This window comes from Mangrovimonas aestuarii (assembly GCF_028767185.1).
Taxonomy (GTDB): Bacteria; Bacteroidota; Bacteroidia; order Flavobacteriales; family Flavobacteriaceae; genus Mangrovimonas_B; species Mangrovimonas_B aestuarii.
In genome coordinates this window covers 68,662-90,269 of the sequence record NZ_JARACK010000011.1, presented here as the reverse complement: position 1 = coordinate 90,269, position 21,608 = coordinate 68,662, and the positions used below count along the sequence as shown (strand labels likewise).

At 37.5% G+C, this 21,608-nt stretch carries 23 protein-coding genes; 17 read left to right on the top strand and 6 right to left on the bottom strand.

Annotated elements, in window-relative coordinates; all coding sequences use genetic code 11:
* Positions 1-22: 22 nt before the first annotated feature.
* The 4 genes from porV to PWU04_RS12860 all read left to right on the top strand — a co-directional run bounded on the left by porV (position 23) and on the right by PWU04_RS12860 (position 4,534).
* Entirely contained in the window at positions 23-1,273 is a 1,251-nt protein-coding gene (gene porV, locus PWU04_RS12875) for a type IX secretion system outer membrane channel protein PorV (RefSeq protein WP_274476530.1), read from the top strand.
* An 83-nt stretch (positions 1,274-1,356) separates the two neighbouring features.
* The gene (gene cdd / locus PWU04_RS12870) at positions 1,357-1,839 is read left to right on the top strand and encodes a cytidine deaminase (protein ID WP_274476529.1); all 483 of its coding nucleotides are present in this window, start codon (positions 1,357-1,359) and stop codon (positions 1,837-1,839) included.
* 88 nt (positions 1,840-1,927) lie between these two features.
* Complete coding sequence (gene pdhA / locus PWU04_RS12865) at positions 1,928-2,926, top strand: pyruvate dehydrogenase (acetyl-transferring) E1 component subunit alpha (RefSeq protein ID WP_274476528.1); 999 nt, start codon at positions 1,928-1,930, stop codon at positions 2,924-2,926.
* A gap of 3 nt (positions 2,927-2,929) precedes the next feature.
* A complete protein-coding gene (locus tag PWU04_RS12860) occupies positions 2,930-4,534 on the top strand; it encodes a pyruvate dehydrogenase complex dihydrolipoamide acetyltransferase (RefSeq protein WP_274476527.1) in 1,605 nt (534 codons plus the stop codon).
* Between the two features lie 66 nt (positions 4,535-4,600).
* Here the strand turns inward: PWU04_RS12860 and PWU04_RS12855 are convergent, their stop codons facing one another.
* Positions 4,601-5,068: a cupin domain-containing protein gene (locus PWU04_RS12855; RefSeq protein WP_274476526.1), complete on the bottom strand. Its 468-nt coding sequence runs from the start codon at positions 5,066-5,068 to the stop codon at positions 4,601-4,603.
* 199 nt (positions 5,069-5,267) lie between these two features.
* Here PWU04_RS12855 and PWU04_RS12850 point away from each other — a divergent pair, with 199 nt between their 5' ends.
* Positions 5,268-6,215, top strand: coding sequence for a M28 family metallopeptidase (locus tag PWU04_RS12850; protein WP_274476525.1), 948 nt, complete (start codon positions 5,268-5,270; stop codon positions 6,213-6,215).
* Positions 6,208-6,891: an SDR family NAD(P)-dependent oxidoreductase gene (locus PWU04_RS12845; protein ID WP_274476524.1), complete on the top strand. Its 684-nt coding sequence runs from the start codon at positions 6,208-6,210 to the stop codon at positions 6,889-6,891. The genes PWU04_RS12850 and PWU04_RS12845 overlap by 8 nt, the downstream gene beginning before the upstream one ends.
* Here the strand turns inward: PWU04_RS12845 and PWU04_RS12840 are convergent.
* On the bottom strand, positions 6,875-7,045 hold the full coding sequence (locus PWU04_RS12840; protein WP_274476523.1) for a hypothetical protein: 171 nt from the start codon (positions 7,043-7,045) through the stop codon (positions 6,875-6,877). The two genes, PWU04_RS12845 and PWU04_RS12840, sit on opposite strands and share 17 nt — an antisense overlap.
* 217 nt (positions 7,046-7,262) lie before the next feature.
* On the opposite strand from PWU04_RS12840, the gene PWU04_RS12835 reads away from it, so the two are divergent.
* The 3 genes from PWU04_RS12835 (at position 7,263) to PWU04_RS12825 (ending at position 10,506) form a co-directional block, all read left to right on the top strand.
* Positions 7,263-7,856, top strand: a complete 594-nt coding sequence (locus PWU04_RS12835; protein WP_274476522.1) for a SprT-like domain-containing protein — start codon at positions 7,263-7,265, stop codon at positions 7,854-7,856.
* Positions 7,857-7,921: 65 nt separating this feature from the next.
* Entirely contained in the window at positions 7,922-9,001 is a 1,080-nt protein-coding gene (locus PWU04_RS12830) for a mannose-1-phosphate guanylyltransferase (RefSeq protein WP_274476521.1), read from the top strand.
* Between the two features lie 8 nt (positions 9,002-9,009).
* Positions 9,010-10,506 carry a DUF389 domain-containing protein gene (locus PWU04_RS12825; protein WP_274476520.1) on the top strand — a complete coding sequence of 499 codons (1,497 nt, stop codon included), beginning with the start codon at positions 9,010-9,012 and terminating at the stop codon, positions 10,504-10,506.
* A 48-nt stretch (positions 10,507-10,554) separates the two neighbouring features.
* On the opposite strand, the gene PWU04_RS12820 is transcribed toward PWU04_RS12825, so the two are convergent.
* Both PWU04_RS12820 and PWU04_RS12815 read right to left on the bottom strand, forming a co-directional pair.
* Positions 10,555-11,319, bottom strand: coding sequence for an ABC transporter ATP-binding protein (locus tag PWU04_RS12820; protein ID WP_274476519.1), 765 nt, complete (start codon positions 11,317-11,319; stop codon positions 10,555-10,557).
* The gene (locus PWU04_RS12815; protein WP_274476518.1) at positions 11,316-12,056 is read right to left on the bottom strand and encodes an MlaE family ABC transporter permease; all 741 of its coding nucleotides are present in this window, start codon (positions 12,054-12,056) and stop codon (positions 11,316-11,318) included. The genes PWU04_RS12820 and PWU04_RS12815 overlap by 4 nt, the downstream gene beginning before the upstream one ends.
* A 101-nt stretch (positions 12,057-12,157) precedes the next feature.
* On the opposite strand from PWU04_RS12815, the gene pafA reads away from it, so the two are divergent.
* The 7 genes from pafA (at position 12,158) to PWU04_RS12780 (ending at position 18,465) form a co-directional block, all read left to right on the top strand.
* A complete protein-coding gene (pafA, locus tag PWU04_RS12810; RefSeq protein WP_274476517.1) occupies positions 12,158-13,831 on the top strand; it encodes an alkaline phosphatase PafA in 1,674 nt (557 codons plus the stop codon).
* 163 nt (positions 13,832-13,994) lie between these two features.
* A complete protein-coding gene (locus tag PWU04_RS12805) occupies positions 13,995-14,429 on the top strand; it encodes a thioredoxin family protein (protein ID WP_274476516.1) in 435 nt (144 codons plus the stop codon).
* Between the two features lie 45 nt (positions 14,430-14,474).
* Positions 14,475-15,425 carry an FAD:protein FMN transferase gene (locus PWU04_RS12800; protein WP_274476535.1) on the top strand — a complete coding sequence of 317 codons (951 nt, stop codon included), beginning with the start codon at positions 14,475-14,477 and terminating at the stop codon, positions 15,423-15,425.
* Entirely contained in the window at positions 15,422-15,634 is a 213-nt protein-coding gene (locus PWU04_RS12795; RefSeq protein WP_274476515.1) for a DUF4266 domain-containing protein, read from the top strand. Before PWU04_RS12800 ends, PWU04_RS12795 begins: the two co-directional genes overlap by 4 nt.
* A 29-nt stretch (positions 15,635-15,663) precedes the next feature.
* Positions 15,664-16,989, top strand: coding sequence for a DUF3570 domain-containing protein (locus PWU04_RS12790; RefSeq protein WP_406600955.1), 1,326 nt, complete (start codon positions 15,664-15,666; stop codon positions 16,987-16,989).
* Positions 16,990-17,092: 103 nt separating this feature from the next.
* The gene (locus tag PWU04_RS12785; protein WP_274476514.1) at positions 17,093-17,470 is read left to right on the top strand and encodes a Na(+)-translocating NADH-quinone reductase subunit F; all 378 of its coding nucleotides are present in this window, start codon (positions 17,093-17,095) and stop codon (positions 17,468-17,470) included.
* A gap of 2 nt (positions 17,471-17,472) precedes the next feature.
* Complete coding sequence (locus PWU04_RS12780) at positions 17,473-18,465, top strand: FAD:protein FMN transferase (protein WP_274476513.1); 993 nt, start codon at positions 17,473-17,475, stop codon at positions 18,463-18,465.
* 24 nt (positions 18,466-18,489) lie between these two features.
* Here the strand turns inward: PWU04_RS12780 and PWU04_RS12775 are convergent, their stop codons facing one another.
* Together PWU04_RS12775 and map are read right to left on the bottom strand one after the other, a co-directional pair.
* A complete protein-coding gene (locus PWU04_RS12775; protein WP_274476512.1) occupies positions 18,490-19,257 on the bottom strand; it encodes a class I SAM-dependent methyltransferase in 768 nt (255 codons plus the stop codon).
* 2 nt (positions 19,258-19,259) lie between these two features.
* Positions 19,260-20,078, bottom strand: a complete 819-nt coding sequence (gene map / locus PWU04_RS12770; RefSeq protein ID WP_274476511.1) for a type I methionyl aminopeptidase — start codon at positions 20,076-20,078, stop codon at positions 19,260-19,262.
* Between the two features lie 122 nt (positions 20,079-20,200).
* Here map and PWU04_RS12765 point away from each other — a divergent pair, with 122 nt between their 5' ends.
* Positions 20,201-21,472, top strand: a complete 1,272-nt coding sequence (locus PWU04_RS12765; RefSeq protein WP_274476510.1) for an acetyl-CoA hydrolase/transferase family protein — start codon at positions 20,201-20,203, stop codon at positions 21,470-21,472.
* The last annotated feature ends 136 nt before the right edge of the window (positions 21,473-21,608 follow it).

The following is a 21,608-nucleotide window of genomic DNA, read 5'->3' as shown; positions in this document are numbered from 1 at the left end:
TTTGCCATAAATAAAAGAACACATGAAGACTTCATTATTAGCTTCGGCCGCTTTACTTTTTGCGATCATAAAAATAAATGCACAAAATACGGTTATTCTTCCTGACCCAGGGTCGAGTGAGAGCAGAACCATAACTACAGGTGTTCCGTTCTTGCTTATAGCATCAGATGCTAGAGCCGCTGCTATGGGGGACATGGGAGTTGCTACATCCGTTGATGGGTTCTCACAGCAATGGAACTCGTCGAAATATGCCTTTTCAACATATAAACAAGGTATAGGGGTAAGTTATACGCCATACTTAAGTAAGTTGGTTAATGATATCTTTTTAGGAAACATCTCATACTATAATCGTTTGGATGAGCGTAGTGCGTTTGCTGCAAGCTTCAGGTATTTTTCTTTAGGTGATATTGAATTTGTTCAAGATGAATTTTCAGAAGCATTAATCCAACGTCCAAATGAGCTAACAGTAGATGCATCATATGCATTGAAATTAAGTGACCAGTTTGCGATGTCTGTAGCTATGCGCTATTTGAGATCTGATTTGAAACTTGATCAAACAATAGATGCTTCTTCAGCTAATACTTTTGGAGTAGATATCAGCGGATATTACCAAAGTGAGGAAGAGGCTTACAATGATTATAATGGCCGTTGGCGTTTTGGGTTTGCTGTTCAAAATATTGGGCCTAAGTTCAAATATGATGAAGGTGGAGTGGAAAACTTTCAGCCAACTAATTTACGTTTAGGAGGTGGGTTCGATTTTATTTTCGATGATTTCAATAAGTTGTCATTATCAGGAGAAGTTACAAAACTATTAGTTCCAACTCCACCTATTTATGGCGATGAGTATGAATATACAGATAATAATGGCAATGGTGAATATGATGAGGGTATAGATGATTTAGGTGACTTAATAGGTGATAATACATCTATCTATAAAGGAAAAGATCCGGACGTTGGGTTCTTACCAGGTATGTTTCAGTCATTTTATGATGCTCCGGGAGGATTCAGTGAAGAATTGGAAGAATTCACATGGGCATTAAGTGCAGAATATTTTTATCAGGATTCATTCGCGTTCAGAGCCGGATATTTCCATGAAAGTCCTAATAAAGGAGCAAGACAGTTTTTTGCCTTGGGAGCAGGATTTAGATATAATGTAGTAAATATTGATTTATCTTATTTGTTCTCAGCTTCAAAAGTACAGAGTCCATTAGAAGGAACTTTACGTTTCTCTTTAACGTTCAATCTAGGAGCAGATACCTATGTTGAGTATTAATCAGTGATAGAACTTTAAACAAAAAAAGCCATTGCGACTGCAATGGCTTTTTTTGTTTAACTTGATGTAGAAAAATACAATCAATGAAAACAGTTGAGATAAAATCCGTATTAATAGTTTACGATAATGTTGATGAACTTCCAGGTGATGTATCAAAACTAATGTCGAAAGCAATAGAGGCACGTCAAAATGCATACGCGCCTTATTCAAAGTTTTCTGTGGGAGCAGCTATATTGTTGGATAATGGTGAGGTGGTTGTTGGTAGTAATCAGGAAAACGCTTCATTTCCCTCGGGGCTGTGTGCCGAACGGACAGCTATTTATGCAGCTGGAGCACAATTTCCCAATGCTAAAGTTATCAAACTTGCTATAACTGCCGCTTCGCAGGTTCGACAAACAGTAGCTCCTGTTGCACCCTGTGGAGCCTGTCGTCAGGCTATATCCGAATACGAGGTTAAGCAAGGTCGCCCTATTGATATTTATTTTATGGGGGAAACAGGTAAGGTGGTAAGATCAGAATCGTTAGAGAACCTCTTGCCTTTGGTTTTCGATAAAAGTGCCCTTTAGTTTAAGGGGTAAATTTTACAACTTTGGGTTTTTCCATTATGCTCTAAAGTATTACTTTTGTTATCCGTTTATTAAACTAACGTAGACTATGCAAAAAGTAACACAAGAAACATATCTTAAATGGTATGAAGATATGTTGTTCTGGAGGAAGTTTGAAGATAAACTTGCAGCAGTATATATTCAGCAAAAAGTTAGAGGATTTCTTCACCTTTACAACGGTCAAGAAGCCGTGTTGGCAGGTTCTTTACATGCTATGGACTTGACCAAAGATAAAATGATCACTGCTTATCGTAACCACGTTCAGCCTATAGGGATGGGAGAAGATCCTCGTCGTGTTATGGCCGAACTTTATGGAAAAGCAACTGGAACATCTAAAGGTTTAGGTGGTTCTATGCATATTTTCTCTAAAGAGTTCCGTTTTTATGGTGGTCACGGTATTGTAGGAGGTCAAATTCCTTTAGGTGCAGGGATTGGTTTTGGTGACAAGTACCATGGAAGTGATGCTGTTACTTTATGTTACTTTGGTGATGGTGCAGCCCGTCAAGGGTCATTGCACGAAACTTTTAACCTTGCAATGCTCTGGAAACTCCCTGTTGTTTTTATTTGTGAGAACAATGGTTATGCCATGGGAACTTCTGTAGAGCGTACAGCAAATCACCCAGATGTTTGGAAATTAGGAAAAGGATATGAAATGCCTTGTGGACCTGTAGATGGAATGGATCCTATTAAAGTGGCCGAAGCGGTTAGTGAAGCTGTAGAGCGTGCTCGTCGTGGAGACGGGCCAACTTTCTTGGAAATGAAGACTTACCGCTACAGAGGACATTCAATGAGTGATGCCCAGCATTACAGAACTAAAGAAGAAGTAGAAGAATACAAGAAAATCGACCCAATTACCAAGGTTAAAGAAATCATTCTTAAAGAAGGTTACGGAACAGAAGAGGATATTAAAGCAATGGACAAACGGGTTAAGGATTTGGTTAACGAGTGTGAGAAGTTCGCAGAAGAATCTCCATTCCCAGATCTTAATGTGATGTACGACGCTGTATACGAACAAGAGGATTATCCATTTTTACAACATAAATTATAAGCTATGGCAGAAATCATAACAATGCCTCGTTTGAGTGATACCATGGAAGAAGGAACCGTGGCCACTTGGTTAAAGAAAGTTGGCGACAAGGTTGAAGAGGGTGATATTTTAGCTGAAATTGAAACTGATAAGGCAACCATGGAATTCGAATCATTCCATGATGGAACCTTACTTCATATTGGTGTTCAGGAAGGCGAGACCACTAAAGTGGATGCACTGTTAGCTATAATTGGAGAAGAAGGAGAGGATATTTCGGCTTTGTTGGCTGGTGGTTCTGCACCTAAAGCTACAGTAACTGATGTGGAAGAAAAACAAGAAGAAACTTCTTCAAGTCCATCGTCTCAAGTTGATATTCCAGAAGGTGTTGAAGTGGTAACTATGCCACGTTTAAGTGATACTATGGAAGAAGGAACAGTAGCGACTTGGTTGAAAAAAGTAGGTGATACTGTTGAAGAAGGTGATATCCTTGCAGAAATTGAAACAGACAAGGCTACAATGGAATTCGAATCGTTCAACTCGGGTACATTGTTATATGTCGGATTGGAAGAAGGAGAATCAGCTAAAGTCGATTCGTTATTAGCTATTATTGGTCCTGCAGGAACAGATGTGTCTGAAATCGCTAAAAACTTTAGTACTGGTGCTGCAGCTGTTAAAGCTGAGGCTCCGAAGCAAGAGGCTCCTAAGGCTGAAGTTAAAAAAGAAGAAGAAAAACCATCGGCAGCACCTGTTAAAACTTCTGCAGGAGGAAGAGTTTTTGTTTCTCCGTTGGCCAAGAAAATGGCTGAAGAGCGTGGAATTGATTTAAACCAGGTTCAAGGAAGTGGGGAAAACGGACGTATCGTAAAACGCGATATTGAAACTTACAAACCGGCTGCTGCAGTAACAACTTCAACAGCCCAAGCTGCGGTTGCTTTGGCAAGCGGTGAAGAAAGCTTTGAAGAAGTTCCAAACTCACAAATGCGTAAGGTAATCGCTAAGCGTTTAGCTGAGTCTAAATTTACTGCACCTCACTATTATTTGAACGTAGAGTTCGATATGGATAATGCCATTGCTTTCCGTAAGCAAGTTAATGAGGCGGCAGATACCAAAATATCTTTTAACGATATCGTTGTAAAAGCTTGTGCTTTGGCTTTGCGTAAGCACCCACAAGTTAACTCTCAGTGGTTTGATGACCGTATGAGACTTAACAATCATGTTCATATTGGTGTTGCTGTAGCTGTGCCAGACGGGTTAGTTGTTCCTGTGTTGAGATTTGCCGATGAGCAAAAGTTGTCTCAAATAGGAGCGGCGGTTAAAGATTATGCTGTAAAGGCCAGAAACAAGAAGTTAACACCTCAAGAAATGGAAGGTAGTACTTTTACAGTTTCTAATTTAGGTATGTTCGGAATTGAAAGCTTTACATCTATCATCAATCAGCCTAATTCTGCAATTTTATCGGTAGGAGCCATTGTACAAAAACCAGTGGTTAAAAACGGTGAAATTGTAGTAGGCAATACTATGAAGTTGACGTTAGCTTGTGATCATAGAACGGTTGATGGTGCTACAGGAGCACAGTTCCTTCAAACGTTGAAAGGTTTCATAGAGAATCCATTAACGATGTTTATTTAAAAGATCTTTTAAATAATAAAAGAACCCATCAGTATTGATGGGTTTTTTTGTGCTTAGATAATTAGACTATTTCTTTTCAATAGCGAAAGCATCTAAAGGTTCCTCAAATGCTATAAATAAAACGCAGGGGCCATTATCTAGACATTTTGCAGTATGCTGTTTTTTCGCGGGACCATAAGCATAAGAACCAGCATTAAGTGTTTGAGTTGTTTCCCCTTCATAAGTGACCTCCATAGTTCCAGATATAAGCACTATTCGTTCGGCAGAGTTGTGCCAATGATTGGGAATGTTAGAGTTTGCAGGTACCTTAAAAAGAATATCGACATTCCTTTTAGCCGGGTCACCGTGCAAAACAGCTATAGAGCACCCATTCGGCATAAATTCGGGGCAAGGTCCCCATTTTAAATTCATGTCAGAACTGCTCATGGCTACAGAGTTTTCCCCATTAGATTGAGAATACATAGAAAGAGGCATCAAGAAGGTTAGTAAGAATAGAGTTGAGAGCAAACCGGAAAGGTGTTTTGAAACTTTCATAGTCAAAGGATTTAGAAGTTAATCGTTTAAACTTTGCCTAACCAGTACTTTAGGGAACGTTTATACAAAGATACAATTAATGAGATAATTGAGATGACACGGACCTATTTACTTTATGAATCACTTCAAGGACAGAGTGATAATTGTAAGTAAAATGCCCTTTCTATTTTATATCTTTGAGCTCAAACAAAAATAAATAATGAAAAGACTATTACCCCTAAGCCTGTTGCTATTAAGCTTAAGTTGTAAGACTTCGATAGATTCCTCTATTATTTCGAGTTCAGTGACTTCAGAAGAATTAAAAACAACTGTAAATTACCTCGCATCTGATGAATTATATGGTAGAAATACCGGAACCGAAGGCATTAATCAAGCTGCAACTTATATTGAAAAGCAATTGTCATCGTACGGGGTGAAACCTTATTTTGATACCTATAGAGACCGTTTTGAAGTAAAAGGAAAGGATGCTTTTAATGTTGTTGGGTTTATTGAAGGTCAAGACCCAGAGTTAAAGGAAGAAGTAATTATAATTGGTGCTCATTATGACCACATAGGGTTGGGTAAAGTGGTTGATAACGATTCTATAGCTAATGGAGCTAATGATAATGCAGCAGGTACAAGCTCAGTTTTAGCGATGGCTAAATATTTCGCTACTCAAAAGACAAATAAAAGAAGTATTATGGTTGCTTTGTTTTCTGCGGAAGAACTAGGATTGTTAGGATCGAAGCATTTAGCTGAAAGATTGAAAGCTAAAAATCTTAACCTTTATACTATGGTGAACATGGAAATGATTGGTGTGCCTATGGAAGGGAAAGATCATATGGCTTACGTTTCAGGTTATGACCTTTCTAATATGGCAGATAAAATGAATGAATATGCTGGTTTTAAATTGATTGGTTTACTGCCTAAAGCAAAAGAGTTTCAATTGTTTATGAGGTCTGATAATTACCCGTTTTATCTACAGTTTGGAGTGCCTTGCCAAACCATTTGTACTTTCGATTTTACCAATTACGAGTATTATCATCATGTAGATGATGAAATTGAAAAATTGGATTATGGCTTTATGGCAGATATGGTAAATAAGCTTATTCCAGTAATCGAGAAGATGAGTAATACCCCAACCGAAGAAATAAAAATGTATGAGTAAGAACGTTATTATTACAGGAACCAGTAGAGGTATAGGTTTAGAATTGGTAAAGCAATTTTCGAAGGCAGGGCATAAGGTTTTAGCTTTGTCAAGAAATGAAGAGCCTGTAAAGAATTTCCAGTTGGAAAATGTGAGCTGTTTTTCGTTCGACCTTTCTAATGAAGATAGCTATAGTGAGGTTGCCAACTTTATCGAGTCTGAGTGGGGGCAGGTAGATGTTCTTATTAATAATGCGGGAAGCTTGATAAATAAACCGTTTTCTGAATTGACCATGACTGATTTTGAAATCGTATACAAAACCAATGTGTTTGGAGTGGCGGAGTTAATCAAAACGGTTTTGCCATTTATGACATCTGGAGCACATGTGGTAACAATTAGTTCGATGGGAGGGGTTCAAGGAAGTATGAAATTTCCGGGATTGGCGGCATATAGCTCAAGTAAAGGAGCTGTAATTACATTGACTGAGCTATTGGCAGAAGAATACAAAGAATCAGGGATAAGTTTTAATGTATTAGCCTTGGGGGCTGTGCAAACAGAAATGTTGGAAGAAGCCTTTCCTGGGTATCAAGCACCACTAGCCGCAGATGAAATGGCAAACTATATTTTTGATTTCTCGTTAACTGGACATAAATTCTATAACGGAAAGTTGTTACAAGTATCTAGTACAACACCTTAAAGTTATTGCTTAAAAGACCTTCTTTAGGAGGTATTAAACGAAACATGTGTTGCTTGTCAGGAGAAGATACGATTATGTCTTCAAATAATGATTCGTTAGATGTTTTGTTTGGCGCCCAATCAAAAATAAAATTAGTGCCTGAGCCTTCTTTCATGTCCTTTTAGTTGATAACAATTTGATCTTTACAATTGATAAGGACAGGGACTTTAATAGATGGCACTTTGTTTTCGGATAAAGGAAAGTTATAGATCAATAAAATCAGGTAAATTGGTTTCCTGTCAAAATTAATTTAAAGTAAAATATTTACTTATATAAGGGATTAGCAGTAATTATATTTAGTAATTGTGACTACAAAATGTATTTTTGCATCTATGCAAAATAGGCTCCAAGACTACATCCCCAAAAATGCAATACCACAAGTTTTAAGGTTATTGGATTATGACCATTTGGTAGTTAAGTTTAAGCAGGAGCGAAAAACAAGGCATGGCGATTATAGACAATTGCCCAGTGGAAAGCATCAAATAACAGTAAATTCGAATTTAAATCCGTATCGTTTTTTAATCACATTAATTCATGAAGTTGCTCATTTTGAGGCATTCAAAAATTACGGGCGAAGTATAAAACCTCATGGTAAGGAGTGGAAGTATACCTTTCAAAAACTTATGTTGCCGTTTTTGAATCCAGATGTTTTTCCAAATGAGCTTTTGCCGTTGTTGGCCAGTCATTTTAGAAATCCAAAAGCTAGCAGCGATACAGATACTCAATTGGCATTGGCATTGAAACAATACGATGCTAAAAAAAACGGAACCTTTGTATTTGAAGTGCCTCAGGGAAAAGAATTTCAAATTTACAACGGACGCGTTTTTAGAAAAGGAAATAAACGTGTAAAACGTTTCGAGTGTATTGAGGTTGCGACAGGAAAGTTGTATCTTTTCAGCCCTCATGCAGAAGTTACACTTTTGTAAATATAACCAGAGAAAAAATAAAATATTAATGCCTCCTTTAGGTTAGGCATTCAACTATAGCATAGATGAATAAAAATTATTATGCGGTCTTAATGGCCGGAGGTGTAGGATCAAGATTTTGGCCTGTAAGTACCCAGGCGTTGCCAAAGCAGTTTCACGATATGCTGGGGACCGGAGAAACGCTTATCCAAAAAACCTTTAAACGTCTGGCAAAACTTATTCCAGAAGAGAATATTTTTATTCTAACAAACGATTGCTATAACGATTTGGTATTGGAACAATTACCAGAAGTAAGCTCAAACCAAGTTGTTTTAGAACCGGCTATGCGTAATACAGCACCTTGTATTCTTTATGCGGCACTTAAAATCCAGAAACAAAATCCGGATGCTGTGATGGTGGTGGCGCCAAGTGATCATTGGATTGAAGATGAAGATGCATTTATAAATAATGTTCAAGAGGCTTTTGATTTTTGTGAGTCTCATGACGCTTTGATGACTTTGGGTATTCAGCCAACTTTCCCAAACACAGGTTACGGGTATATTGAATACGATAAAGCTTCAACAGAATCAATCAAACCAGTAACGCAATTCCGTGAAAAACCAGATTATCAAACGGCGAAGCAGTTTTTGGTGCAAGGGAATTTCTTGTGGAATGCAGGGATTTTCATGTGGCATGTTAAAAGTGTTTTGAAGGCTTTTAAGAGTCATCAATCAGATTTGTATCAACTATTCGAAGCAGGAATTGAGGATTACAATACAGAGACTGAAGCTCAATTTATTGACGAGAATTATGCTAAGGCAGAGAACATTTCGGTAGACTATGCCATTATGGAAAGTTCGAATAACGTTTATGTACTTCCCGCACATTTTGACTGGAACGATCTAGGAACATGGGGTAGTTTATATGATAAGTTGGAAAAGGATGAAAATAGTAATGCCATTGTAAATGCACGTACCTTGGTAGATCAGTCTTCAGGAAATATGATCCGTACCGACAAGAACAAAGTGGTTGTAATCGATGGTTTAAATGACTATATTGTGGTTGACGAAAAAGAAGTTTTGCTTATCTTTCCTAAAACAAAGGAGCAAGATATCAAAACTGTCCTGCAAAAGGTGAAAGATACTTTTGGAGCACAATATACCTAAACTAACCTATGGACGAACACAAGTTTAATTTCTCCGAAGAAAACCAAGAACAAAACAATCAAGATCAAAAAGTAGAACAATCCAAGGAAGCTGTAAGACAACAAGCAAAAGGACTTTTTGCCAACATCAAACAGTTTATTAAGGAAATCATGGATTTTCGCCAGGATACCGATCAACAGGCGACAATCGAGGCTATAAAAGGAGATATCCCTTTTAAGGGGGCTACTGCTTGGATTTTAATATGTTCTATCTTTGTAGCGTCCATCGGACTTAATGCCAATTCAACGGCTGTGGTTATCGGTGCCATGTTAATTTCTCCCCTAATGGGACCAATCTTGGGGATTGGACTTTCGGTAGCAATAAACGATATCGACACCTTAAGGAAGTCACTCATAAACTTTGGCGTTATGATCTTCTTGAGTGTTGTAACTGCTTTTTTCTTTTTTAAGTTTTTTCCGTTACAGGAAGAGTCATCAGAGTTATTGGCTAGAACAAAACCAGATATTCGTGATGTACTGATAGCCTTTTTTGGTGGTTTAGCCTTAATAATTGCTAGAACCAAAAAGGGGACAATAGCGTCGGTTATTTTTGGGGTAGCGATTGCTACAGCTTTAATGCCACCTTTATGTACAGTTGGTTTTGGTTTGGCTGTAGCTTGGGAAGACTTTGCTAAAGGAATGCGATTTGCCACTGGAGCATTTTATTTGTTCATCATCAATACTATTTTCATTGCATTGGCTACTTTTTTAGTGTTGAAAATTTTAAGGTTTCCAATGCTTCGCTATGCGAACTCTCATCGACGTAAACGTATTTCGCAGCTTGCAACAATTTTGGCTATTGCAGCTATGATCCCTGCCGTTTGGACTTTTATTGATGTGTTAAAAGAAAGTAATTTTGATCGTGATGCAAGAGCCTTTATAGATAAGGAATTAAGCGGACTTAAAAACCAGTTTGAGTACATTAAAAAGAATGCTGTTTATAAGTATTCTGCTAAAGAAGGGGAGAGTTATATAGAGTTTAATACTTATGGACTTGAGGAAGTGCCGCAGTCTACCATTGATCTTCTTAAAAGTAGAATGAAAGATTATCCCGCCTTGGCTTCAGCAAGGTTGTATTTTAATCAAAGTCGCTCAGAAGGTCTGGACAATATTAAGTTCATGGAGCAGCTTAGGGTTAGGGATTCTTTGGATTTAGTTGAGCAAAGTGAGAAAATAAAATCGCTTGAAGACCGAGTGAAACATCTATCGGTTTTTGAAAGAACATCTATTCCATTTGAAGAACTTACCAAAGAAGTCGCCATTAACTACGAAGGCATAAAAAACTTGAGTTATTCAAGTTTGATAACGTCTAACTTCTCTAAAATAGATACTATTCCAACGATTACTGTAGAGTGGGATAAATCTAAAATAAAGGAAAAAGAAATTGCTAAAGATCAGGATAAACTTGAACGTTGGCTAAAAGTTAAGTTGAATATGGATTCTTTGGTGGTAAAACGGGTAGAGTAACTTCAAATAGTCAATAATGGGGATTTTAATTGAAAATTATTTCAATTATTAATTCCCCTCCAAATACATTTGTCTAACCTTTTTAAACAGCTCTGAGGAGTACACAAAATTGGTCACGGCTTCGTTGTCTGTTTTAAAAATGGTTTTGTTAGAACCTTCCCAAGCTTTAAGACCGTCTTTTAGGAACACAATTTTTTCACCAATCTCCATAACGGAGTTCATATCGTGGGTGTTGATAACCGTAGTGATATTGTACTCCTTAGTAATTTCCTGAATAAGATTATCAATTACAATAGCCGTTTTAGGATCTAGACCTGAATTAGGCTCATCACAGAACAAGTATTTAGGATTGTTCACAATGGCACGGGCAATGGCTACACGCTTTTGCATTCCTCCAGAAGCTTCTGAAGGGAATTTATTGTGTGCATCTGCAAGGTTTACACGATTCAATACCACATTAACTCGGTCTTCCATTTCGCTTTTACTCTGCTTGGTAAACATTTGTAGTGGGAACATCACGTTTTCGGCAATGGTCATGGAATCGAACAAGGCACTTCCCTGAAACACCATACCAATCTCGGCACGTAAATCGCGTTTTTGATCTTCAGAAAGTTCCTTATAAATTTTACCATCGTAGCTAATACTACCTTTTTCGTAAGTGAAAAGTCCCAATAAACACTTTAAGAACACCGTTTTTCCGGAGCCACTTTGACCGATAATTAAGTTGGTTTTTCCCTTGTCGAAAGAGGTTGTTATCCCTTTTAAAATATGGGATTCTCCAAATGACTTATGTAAATCTTTAACCTCTATCATGAGCTTAAGAGTAATTGAGTTATTAGGTAGTTCAATAAAATAATTACCACACTGGTCCATACAAATGAAGTGGTACTGGCTTTACCAACATCAAGAGCACCGCCTTTCATATAGTAGCCGTAAAATGACGGAATGGTAGCCAAAATAAAGGCAAATACCATTGTTTTTATAAAAGCGTATGTGATATGAAAGGGTGTGAAATCCTGTTGTAGTCCTTGAATATATTCTTCTCCGGAAACAAAACCACCATAAATACCGGCAACCAATCCACCAATCACTCCTAAGAACATGGAAATTGATATCACAAACGGATAAAGGGTTAAGGCAATCATTTTAGGGAATACTAGGTAATTAAGTGAGTTGATTCCCATCACTTCAAGAGCATCAATTTGTTCTGTAACACGCATGGTCCCTATGCTGGATGTAATGAACGACCCGACTTTACCGGCCATGATTATAGAAATGAAAGTAGGTGCAAATTCAAGGATAATGGACTGTCTTGTTGCAAATCCGATAAGTGCTTTTGGGATAAGTGGGTTGTCAACATTTAATGCAGTTTGAATAGTAACTACTCCTCCAACAAAAAACGAGATAAATGCCACAATACCCAAGGAACCAATTACTAAATCATCAATGTCCTTGAGGATTAGGGTTTTCATGACCGACCACTTGGTAGGCTTCTTGAAAATCTCTTTAATCATCAAGAAATACGCCCCAATATTGTGAAGATACTTCATATGCAATTTTGTTAACGCTAAAGTAAAAAAATACTATAACTTATTTAACTTAGTAAGAATTAATTGTTTCTTACTTTTGGCCTCTAATGATTAAAGTTGTTATGAAGTCCGTTATTTACACCTTAGCATTGATTGTCTTTTGCTGGGGCTGTTCAGCTCAAAAGAATAGTAATGCTACATTAAATGAAGAAGAACAAAGTCAAGGGGATTTTGTTAGGCCTAAACTGGTAGTCGGGATTGTAGTCGATCAAATGCGTTATGATTACTTAACCCGTTTCTATAACAAATATGGCGATGGTGGTTTTAAACGTATGATGCGTGAAGGGTTCAATTGTAAAAACAATCACTTTAATTATATACCCACCTATACTGGCCCAGGTCATGCTTCTGTTTTTACAGGAACAACACCAAAGTATCATGGTATTATAGCTAATGATTGGTACGATAAAGTATCTAAAGAGGAAGTCTACTGTGCAGGAGATTCATTAGTAAATTCAGTAGGAACGACAAGCAATGCAGGCCAAATGTCTCCCCATAGAATGTTAACAACAACCTTTTCCGATGAGAATAGGTTATTTACTCAAAAGCGAGGGAAAACCATTAGTATAGCCATAAAAGATAGAGGAGCCATCTTAGCTGCAGGACATACGGCAAATGCAGCTTATTGGTTTCATGGCAACGATGAGGGACATTGGATTAGCAGTAGTTTCTATCAAGATGAGCTGCCAAGTTGGGTAACGGATTTTAATGATTCTGATATTGAAGAGTCTTATATGAAAGTTTGGGAACCACTTTACGATATTAATACTTATACCGAAAGCGGCGATGATTTAAATGACTTTGAAGGTGGGGTCAAAGGGAAGCCAACTGCTACTTTTCCTTATGATTTAAAACAGCTTAAGGATGCTAACAAAGGGTTCGATATTTTAAAAGAAACTCCATTTGGAAACAGTCTAACTACTGATTTTGCCATGGCAGCTATTAAGGGTGAACAGTTGGGAAGTGATGATATAACAGATGTACTTACCCTAAGTTTTTCAAGTACCGATTATGTAGGGCATAATTTTGGGGTGAACTCAAAGGAAGTTGAGGATACTTATTTAAGGCTGGATAAGGATTTAGAACGTTTTTTTAATTTCCTAGATGTTGAGGTTGGCAAAGGTGAATATACAGTGTTTTTAACTGCCGATCACGGTGCTGTAGATGTACCATCCTACCTTAAAAGTAACCGCATACCTGCCGGGTACATTAAATGGAAAGATTTTAAAGTTAAGTTGAATGGCTTTTTGGAATCTACTTATGGAGAAAAAGATTTGATTGAGGATATTAGTAATAATCAGATTTTTTTAAACCATGAAAAAATAAAGTCAATGAACCTAAATTTGAAAAATGTTCAGGAAGCTATTGTGAACGAAATTATTTCATATCCAAATATTCAAAAAGCGTATTCTGCAACAACAATGCAACACAGTAGTTTCTCCCAAGGTATTGAAGCGTTATTGCAGAATGGTTATAACCAAAAACGTTCTGGAGATGTATTGATAGTTTTAGATACTGCCATTATAAGCTATAGGAAAACTGGAACTACCCATGGCTCGGGAAATAGTTATGATACCCATGTGCCTTTATTGTTTTATGGAAAAGGAATTCTTCAAGGAAGTACTTTACAACCAACCAAAATTACAGATATAGCACCAACCATTTCTGCTTTGTTGGGAATAAGCTTTCCTAATGGATGCACTGGGGCTCCGTTAGGGTTTGTCCTTGAAGACTAACTCATTATTTTTAGTGGTTCTAAAAAGAGGTGTTTTCTGTCGATAATCATGCAGCTTTAGTGATTCCTGCTACGATTATTCTTAATATTGTTTGTCCGAAAAGACACAATTACAAGTTGATTGATAACATTATCGACTTTTCTTCGTTTAGTACTTAAAAAAGATGAGAAAAATAATTGTTCTAATCGCGCTAATAGCGACTTCATTAACAGGGTTTGCACAGGATTGGCAAACCGATTTCAATTTAGCTAAGCAAACAGCAGAGCAAACCAATAAGCGTATTATACTTGTTTTTCAAGGATCGGATTGGTGTGCACCATGTATAAAGCTTGATAGAGAAGTTTGGAGTACAGATGAATTTAAAAGCTACGCTACAGATCATTTTGTAATGCTTAAGGCAGATTTTCCTAGAAAGAAAAAAAATGCATTAGCTCAAGAGCAACAAGAACAGAACAATCATTTAGCCGAACTTTATAATAAAAATGGATACTTTCCTTATGTAGTGGTTTTAGATTCAAGTGGAAACGTTCTTGGAACGAGCGGTTACGAAAAAAAGAGTCCTAAGGAGTATATAGAATTACTGGAGTCGTTTAATTAATAAATTTCTCTTTTGAAACGAAGCCTATTTATAGTTCTTATCAGCATGTTTTACAGCATTGGTTGGGGGCAACAGCCTTATAAGCGTGTTCTTAAGCTTATGGGGAGTCGGTTTGAAATTACGGTTGTAGCCCAAACTGAAACAGAAGCTAATCAGTATATAGATATAGCGGTTGATGAGATTTCTAGAATTGAGAAGTTGATATCTTCTTGGGATGCCAATTCCCAAACTTCTTTGATTAATAAAAATGCAGGAGTAAAACCTGTAAAAGTAGATAAGGAACTTATTGACCTCATTGAACGTTCGATTGGGATATCCAAACTTACAGATGGCGCTTTTGATATTAGTTATGCTTCCATGGATAAAATTTGGAAGTTTGATGGAAGTATGGACCAAATGCCCAACGAAGAGGAAATTAAAAATTCGGTGGCCAAAGTAGGTTATCAAAACATTGTTATCGATAGAGCACAGGGGACAGTTTTTCTTAAACTAAAAGGAATGAAAATTGGCTTCGGAGCCATAGGTAAAGGCTATGCAGCAGATAAAGCGAAGACGCTTTTAATTGAAAAGGGAGTCGTTTCTGGTATTATCAATGCTTCTGGCGATATGAGTACTTGGGGTGTTCAGCCTAATGGTGAAGAATGGAAAGTTGCCATTACCAATCCAATGGATAAATCGAAAGCATTTGCCTTATTGCCAATTACAGATGGCGCTGTAGTAACTTCCGGTGATTATGAAAAATATGTCAGTTTTAATGGGGTGCGCTATTCCCATATAATTGATCCCAGAACTGGATATCCGGCAACGGGTATTTTAAGTGTTACCATATTCGCTCCTATGGCAGAACTTGCCGATGCTTTGGCAACTTCTGTATTTGTTATGGGAAAAGATGTTGGTATAGACAGAATAAACCAATTACCTAAAGTAGAATGTGTAATAGTGGACGAAAAAGGAAACCTTTTTACATCCAAGAACATCAAAATAGATAAAATATGAAAAGCAAGGTAGTTTTAGGGATGATTTGCTTAGCGAGTCTATCGTCCTGTGTTGCTGTTAAGGAATATGAGAAGGTCTATATAAACGACCCGGATATGCAGTTATCGGATAAGCAAGTGGATAGAAACATAGAAACATTCCATTCATACAGGGAAGCCGCTTCCGGAGCAAATGGAGGGAAAACTGGAGGTGGATGTGGCTGTAACTAATCAAACATTCTAATTTTATTACAATAAGAATGACTCTAAAAAAATGTCTTTTATTGGCCTTAATGTTTTCTGTTTTTTGCGTTAACGCACAGGAACAGCAAACAGACTCAATTCAAACGTATAAAAAGCGTGTATTGGAGTCTACTGAAGTTAACTTTTTATCAAGCTACTACAATCAAGATGGAAATAATGCAGCCGTAAGTGGTGGTATTGGAACGGAAGAACTGACCGATGCTACAGGAACGGTCGTCATTTCTATTCCTTTAAACGAAGATGATGTGTTAACCATCGACTCTGGAATTTCCGCTTATACTTCTGCGTCGTCTTCCAATGTTGACCCATTTGATGGAAATAATCCGGCCAATCCTTTTGTGGCAAGCTCAGGAGCTTCTTCATCAGATTTATGGTTTAATTTTACGAGTAACTATACCCATAATTCAGAGGATAGAAATACCATTTGGTCAGGAAAAGTTTCAGTGTCTTCAGAGTATGATTATTTTTCTTTGGGATTTGGAGGGAGCTATACTAAACTGTTCAATGAAAAAAACACCGAGTTGAGTTTTCACGGTAATGTGTATCTCGATACATGGAAAGCGATTTATCCCATAGAATTACGGCCATTTTCTGAAGGAGGTGATGGAATCAATAATCCCCTTTTTACTCAAAATACCATAACAGGAAACCCGAATTACGATCCTGACTTCAAAGAGTTATCCAACAAGGGAAGGAATTCGTATTCCTTTGGAATAGGTTTTTCTCAGATTATAAATAAGAAAATGCAGGGTTCCTTGGCTTTGGATGCTGTATTGCAACAAGGATTATTGTCCACACCTTTTCAAAGGGTTTATTTTACAGATGTAGAGGATTCTTTTATCGAAGATTTTCATTTAGCTGATGATATTGAGCGTTTGCCAGATAACAGGTTTAAAATAGCAATGGGAGGTCGACTCAATTATTATCTCAACGAAATTATCGTATTGCGCAGTTTTTATCGTTACTATTTTGATGACTGGGACATTGCTTCGCATACGGCAAGTTTAGAGGTTCCTGTAAAGATTTCCGGCAAGTTTACCGTGTATCCATCTTATAGATATTACAACCAAACAGCAGCCGATTACTTTAATGCATATGAACAGCACTTTTCAACTGAGGAATTTTATACGTCCGATTACGATTTGTCTAATTATCATGCCAATCAATATGGATTTGGCTTAGGCTATACCGATATCTTTACCTCGTTCCATATTTTCAGTCTTGGATTGAAAAGTATTAATTTAAAATACGAACACTACGATAGAAGTACAGGTTTAAAGGCTGATATCATTTCTGGAGATATCAAGTTCATTTTGGATTAGCAGTAGATTTTCAAAGGCTTTATCGGTGTTGAGGTAATTGCCTTAAGGTGATGATATAGGTGTTTCATGGTCTAATTTCAGTTTAATACGCTATTTTTGCGCTATGAGTAAACCCTTAAGTGAACAGGAATTGCATAACCTTGCCATGAATTTAGTGGGAAGGGATTTAGAAAAGCGTGGTTTTGAATTCGTAGCCGTTAACAGTCAGCTTAAAAAGCATCCACAGTTTGTGTGTATCGACAAAAACAGCCAATACTTTTTTGTTATTGTAAAGGCCGTTTTGTTACCGGACAATCCAAATAACTACGATGTAGTGTGGATGGAGACCTTCAAGGCACATGCCCGCTCAAAAGACGCTAAAGTACTTTATGCAGGTGTTGGGCTTGCCAACGCCAAAGATGATTCTCTTCCTGTTTATCTTAATGAGCCTTATAAATTAGAGTATAATGGCATTCAAGTGATTGAAACTAATCCTAACTAAATATGAAAAAATATATAGTATTGGCCATTTTGGCTGTAACTATTTTAGCATGTAAAAAAGAATCGAAACCTGTTTTAAACAAGGTGTCTGGTCCAGTATTTGGAACTACTTACAGCATCCAGTATGCTACACTAGGAGAGATTGATTATGCTAGGCAGTTTGATAGTCTATTTGCTGTGATAAACAATTCAATGTCAACATACGATGAGAATTCAATTATCTCGAAACTAAATGATAATAGAATCAAATTTGTTGATGATCATTTTATAAATGTAATCACCAAGGCCAAGGAAGTTTATAAAGAAACCGATGGGGCTTTCGATCCTACTATTGGGGTTCTTGTCAATGCTTGGGATTTTGGGCCAGAAGGCAAGGTAGCCTATTTGGATAGTGCAGAAGTAGAAAATTTAATGAAACGGGTAGGGTTCGGTAAGGTGTTGATTCGACATAATGAAATTATTAAGACTGAATCGAATATGTTTTTGGATTTCAATGCCATTGCAAAAGGTTATGGTGTTGATGTGATTGCCGATTATTTGGAGTCTAAAAATGTTTCAGACTACTTGGTTGAGGTAGGAGGGGAGATACGCGCTAAGGGTATGAATATTGAAAAGAATAGTAATTGGAAAGTTGGTATTGAAGATCCTAATTTTGATGGTTCACAATCGGTGATGAAAGCAGTTAGCATGCACGATGGTGCGATGGCCACTTCGGGAACTTATAGAAAGTTTAAAGTAGACGAAAATGGAAATCGTTATGCCCACATTATCGATACTAAGACTGGGTATCCCAGTAAAACCAATTTGTTGAGTATTTCGGTAATGGCAGATGATTGTATGACCGCCGATGCTTATGCCACAGCTTTTAAGGCTATGGGTATTGAAAAGGTAAAACAGTTTTTAAAGCGTCACCCCGAACTTAAGGTCTTTTTGATTTTTGAGAATGAAGACAATGAATTCGAAACCCTCTCGTTGAATGGATTTCCTGAAGCATAATTATCAAGCCCTTTTTTAAAGGGCTTATTTTTTATAACAAACAGGAATAATTTCTCCTGAAGCTAAACAGTATTTATTAACATCTTCTGGGGATAGAGAAGATGTATAATCTACTTCGTCAACCTTAAAACCTATAGAGCGTAGTTTGTCAAAGTAATCCCTGCCATAAATGCGAACATGGTCATACTGACCAAAAATACGAGCGCGTTCTTTTGGGTCTGTAATTGAATCGTCTTCAAAAGTAGCTTCCCTATTTAAATCCTGTGGAATTTGAAAAATACCCATACCGCCTGGTTTTAAGATGCGATAAAGCTCTTGCATGGCTCTGGTGTCATCAGGAATATGCTCTAGTACGTGATTACAAAGAATAATATTAAAACTGTTATCCTTAAACGGAAGGTTACAGATATCCGCTTTAACATCAGCCAAAGGCGATTCTAAATCGGTAGTTGTATAATCGATATTCTTCAACTTTCTAAACCGACTGTAAAACGCTTGTTCAGGGGCAAAGTGCAATACTTTGTGAGCAGCTGTAAAGAAATCTGTTTCGTTTTGTAAATAGAGCCATAACAGCCTATGTCTTTCTAGAGAGAGAGTAGACGGCGATAATACGTTATTGCGTTGTTTTCCATAGCCGTAAGGAAGAAAACTTCTAAAGCTTTTTCCGTCAATAGGATCGGTATAACGGTTACCTTTAAGGTATAACTCTAAGGCCGGACGCACCAGATAGCTTAACCTGATAAGTACCGGCCTCGGTATAGTATTTAATATAATTTTAAAGAGTCCTTTCAAAATTACAGCACCAATGCTTTTTGGCGGAACTCATCTTCTTCATTGCTTTCAATGCCCAGAGCTTCGTAGATATAACCAAAAGTAGATAATAGTTCAGGTTTACCATCAACAATGGCTACGTCGTGCTCAAAATGGGCACTTGGCTTATTGTCTAAAGTAGTAATGGTCCATCCGTCACGGTGTTGCTTAATACGTTGTGTCCCCATATTGATCATAGGTTCAATGGCAACAACCATACCTTCTATAAATTTCTTTCCTCTACCGCGTTTTCCGTAGTTTGGCATTTCTGGATCTTCATGCATTTTACGTCCAAGTCCATGTCCTACCAATTCACGTACCACACCATAACCATGGGCTTCGCAATACTGTTGAATCGCAAAACCAACATCGCCAACTCGGTTATTAACTTTCAGCTCTCTAATTCCAACGTAAAGAGATTCTTTGGTAACCTGTAAAAGTTTTTCAACCTCCGGAGCAATTTCTCCAACGGCGAACGTATAGGCGTGGTCGCCGTAAAATCCGTTTTTAACAGCACCACAATCAATAGATATGATATCGCCCTCTTCTAGTGGAGTATTGTTAGGAATACCGTGAACTACCTGCGAATTAGGGCTCATACAAAGAGTGTTCGGAAAATCGTAAAGTCCTAAAAAAGCAGGAATGGCTCCTTGCTCACGAATAAACTCCTCGGCCATTTTGTCCAACTGTAAAGTGGTCACGCCAGGTTTTACCTCTTTGGCAAGCATTCCTAAGGTTTTTGAAACTACCAAAGCGCTCTCGCGCATGATCTCTATTTCTTCTTTGGTTTTAACTATAATCATATCTAAAAAATAATGGCAAAGATACTGAAAATAACTCTTGTACAAATTTACCGGAATTTAGTCGGTACAATGCCATATAATCAATGGTTTATGAATAACTTTAAGGGAAATTTTCAGAAAATATGTTTACTTCAGTTAGTGCCGAAGAGGCTGTAAAGGTTATCAAATCCAACGATAGAGTTTATGTACAGGCTGCTGCTGCTGCACCACAAGCTTTGGTTAAAGCTCTAGCCGCCCGTCATGAGGAATTACAGCATGTAGAAGTATGCCATTTGCATACCGAGGGAGAAGCACCGTATGCAGATCCTGCTCTTAAAAGCAGTTTTCATGTAAACTCTTTTTTTATAGGTAAGAATGTGCGGCATACCCTAGCTGCAGGAAATGGTTCTTATACCCCCGTATTTTTGAGTGAATTACCATTGCTTTTTAAAAGAAACATAATAAATATAGATGTTGTATTTATACATGTGTCCATTCCAGATAGGCATGGATACTGTTCTTTGGGAGTTTCGGTTGAGGCTACGTTGGCAGCAATAGATAATGCGCAGACGGTAATTGCACAGGTAAACAAGCAGATGCCTAGAACGCACGGTGATGGAATTATTCACGTATCTGAAATTGATATGTTCGTTGAGGTAGATGAACCTATTCCTGAGCACCCTTTGGGTGAAGCAGGCGAAGTGGAAAAACAGATAGGTAGCTTTGTTGCAAGTTTGATTGATGATCGGAGCACATTACAGATGGGAATAGGTGTAATCCCTAATGCCGTATTGACCAACTTAACCAATCACAAAGATTTAGGATTACATACCGAAATGTTCTCCGATGGGGTAATTGATTTGATTTTAAAGGATGTGATTAACGGTAATTATAAAGAAGTTATTCCTGGTCGTGGCTTGGCAACCTTTTTAATGGGAACAAAGCGTTTGTATGATTATGTAGATGATAATCCATTTATAGAAATGCGTCCATCAGACTTTGTTAATGATATATATATTATCAAGCAAAATCCGAGAATGGTTGCAATTAACTCGGCAATTGAGGTAGATGTTACGGGGCAGGTTTGTGCCGACTCCATTGGGTCGAGAATGTATTCTGGTGTTGGTGGGCAAATGGATTTTATTCGTGGGGCTTCGTTAAGTGAGGGGGGGAAAGCCATTATAGCCTTGCCTTCAATAACCAAAAAAGGTGTTAGTCGTATAGTACCATGTTTAAAACCCGGAGCTGGGGTAGTAACCACGCGTGCCCATGTACATTATGTAGTCACTGAATATGGGATTGCAAATTTATATGGCAAAACCATCAAACAGCGGGTTAAAGCCTTGGTAGATATTGCCCATCCCGAACATCGCGAAAATATTGAACGGCAATATTATGGGGTAATAAAGTCGTGATTTGTACATCAATTATTAATTTAGTCAAGTGTGAAAAATTGTGTTTTCTAAATAGAATTTATTGAATTAGACCAGATATTAAATTATCTACCCATAAACTAAACTATCACTTTACTGTTTTGTTAGAATATTTTAT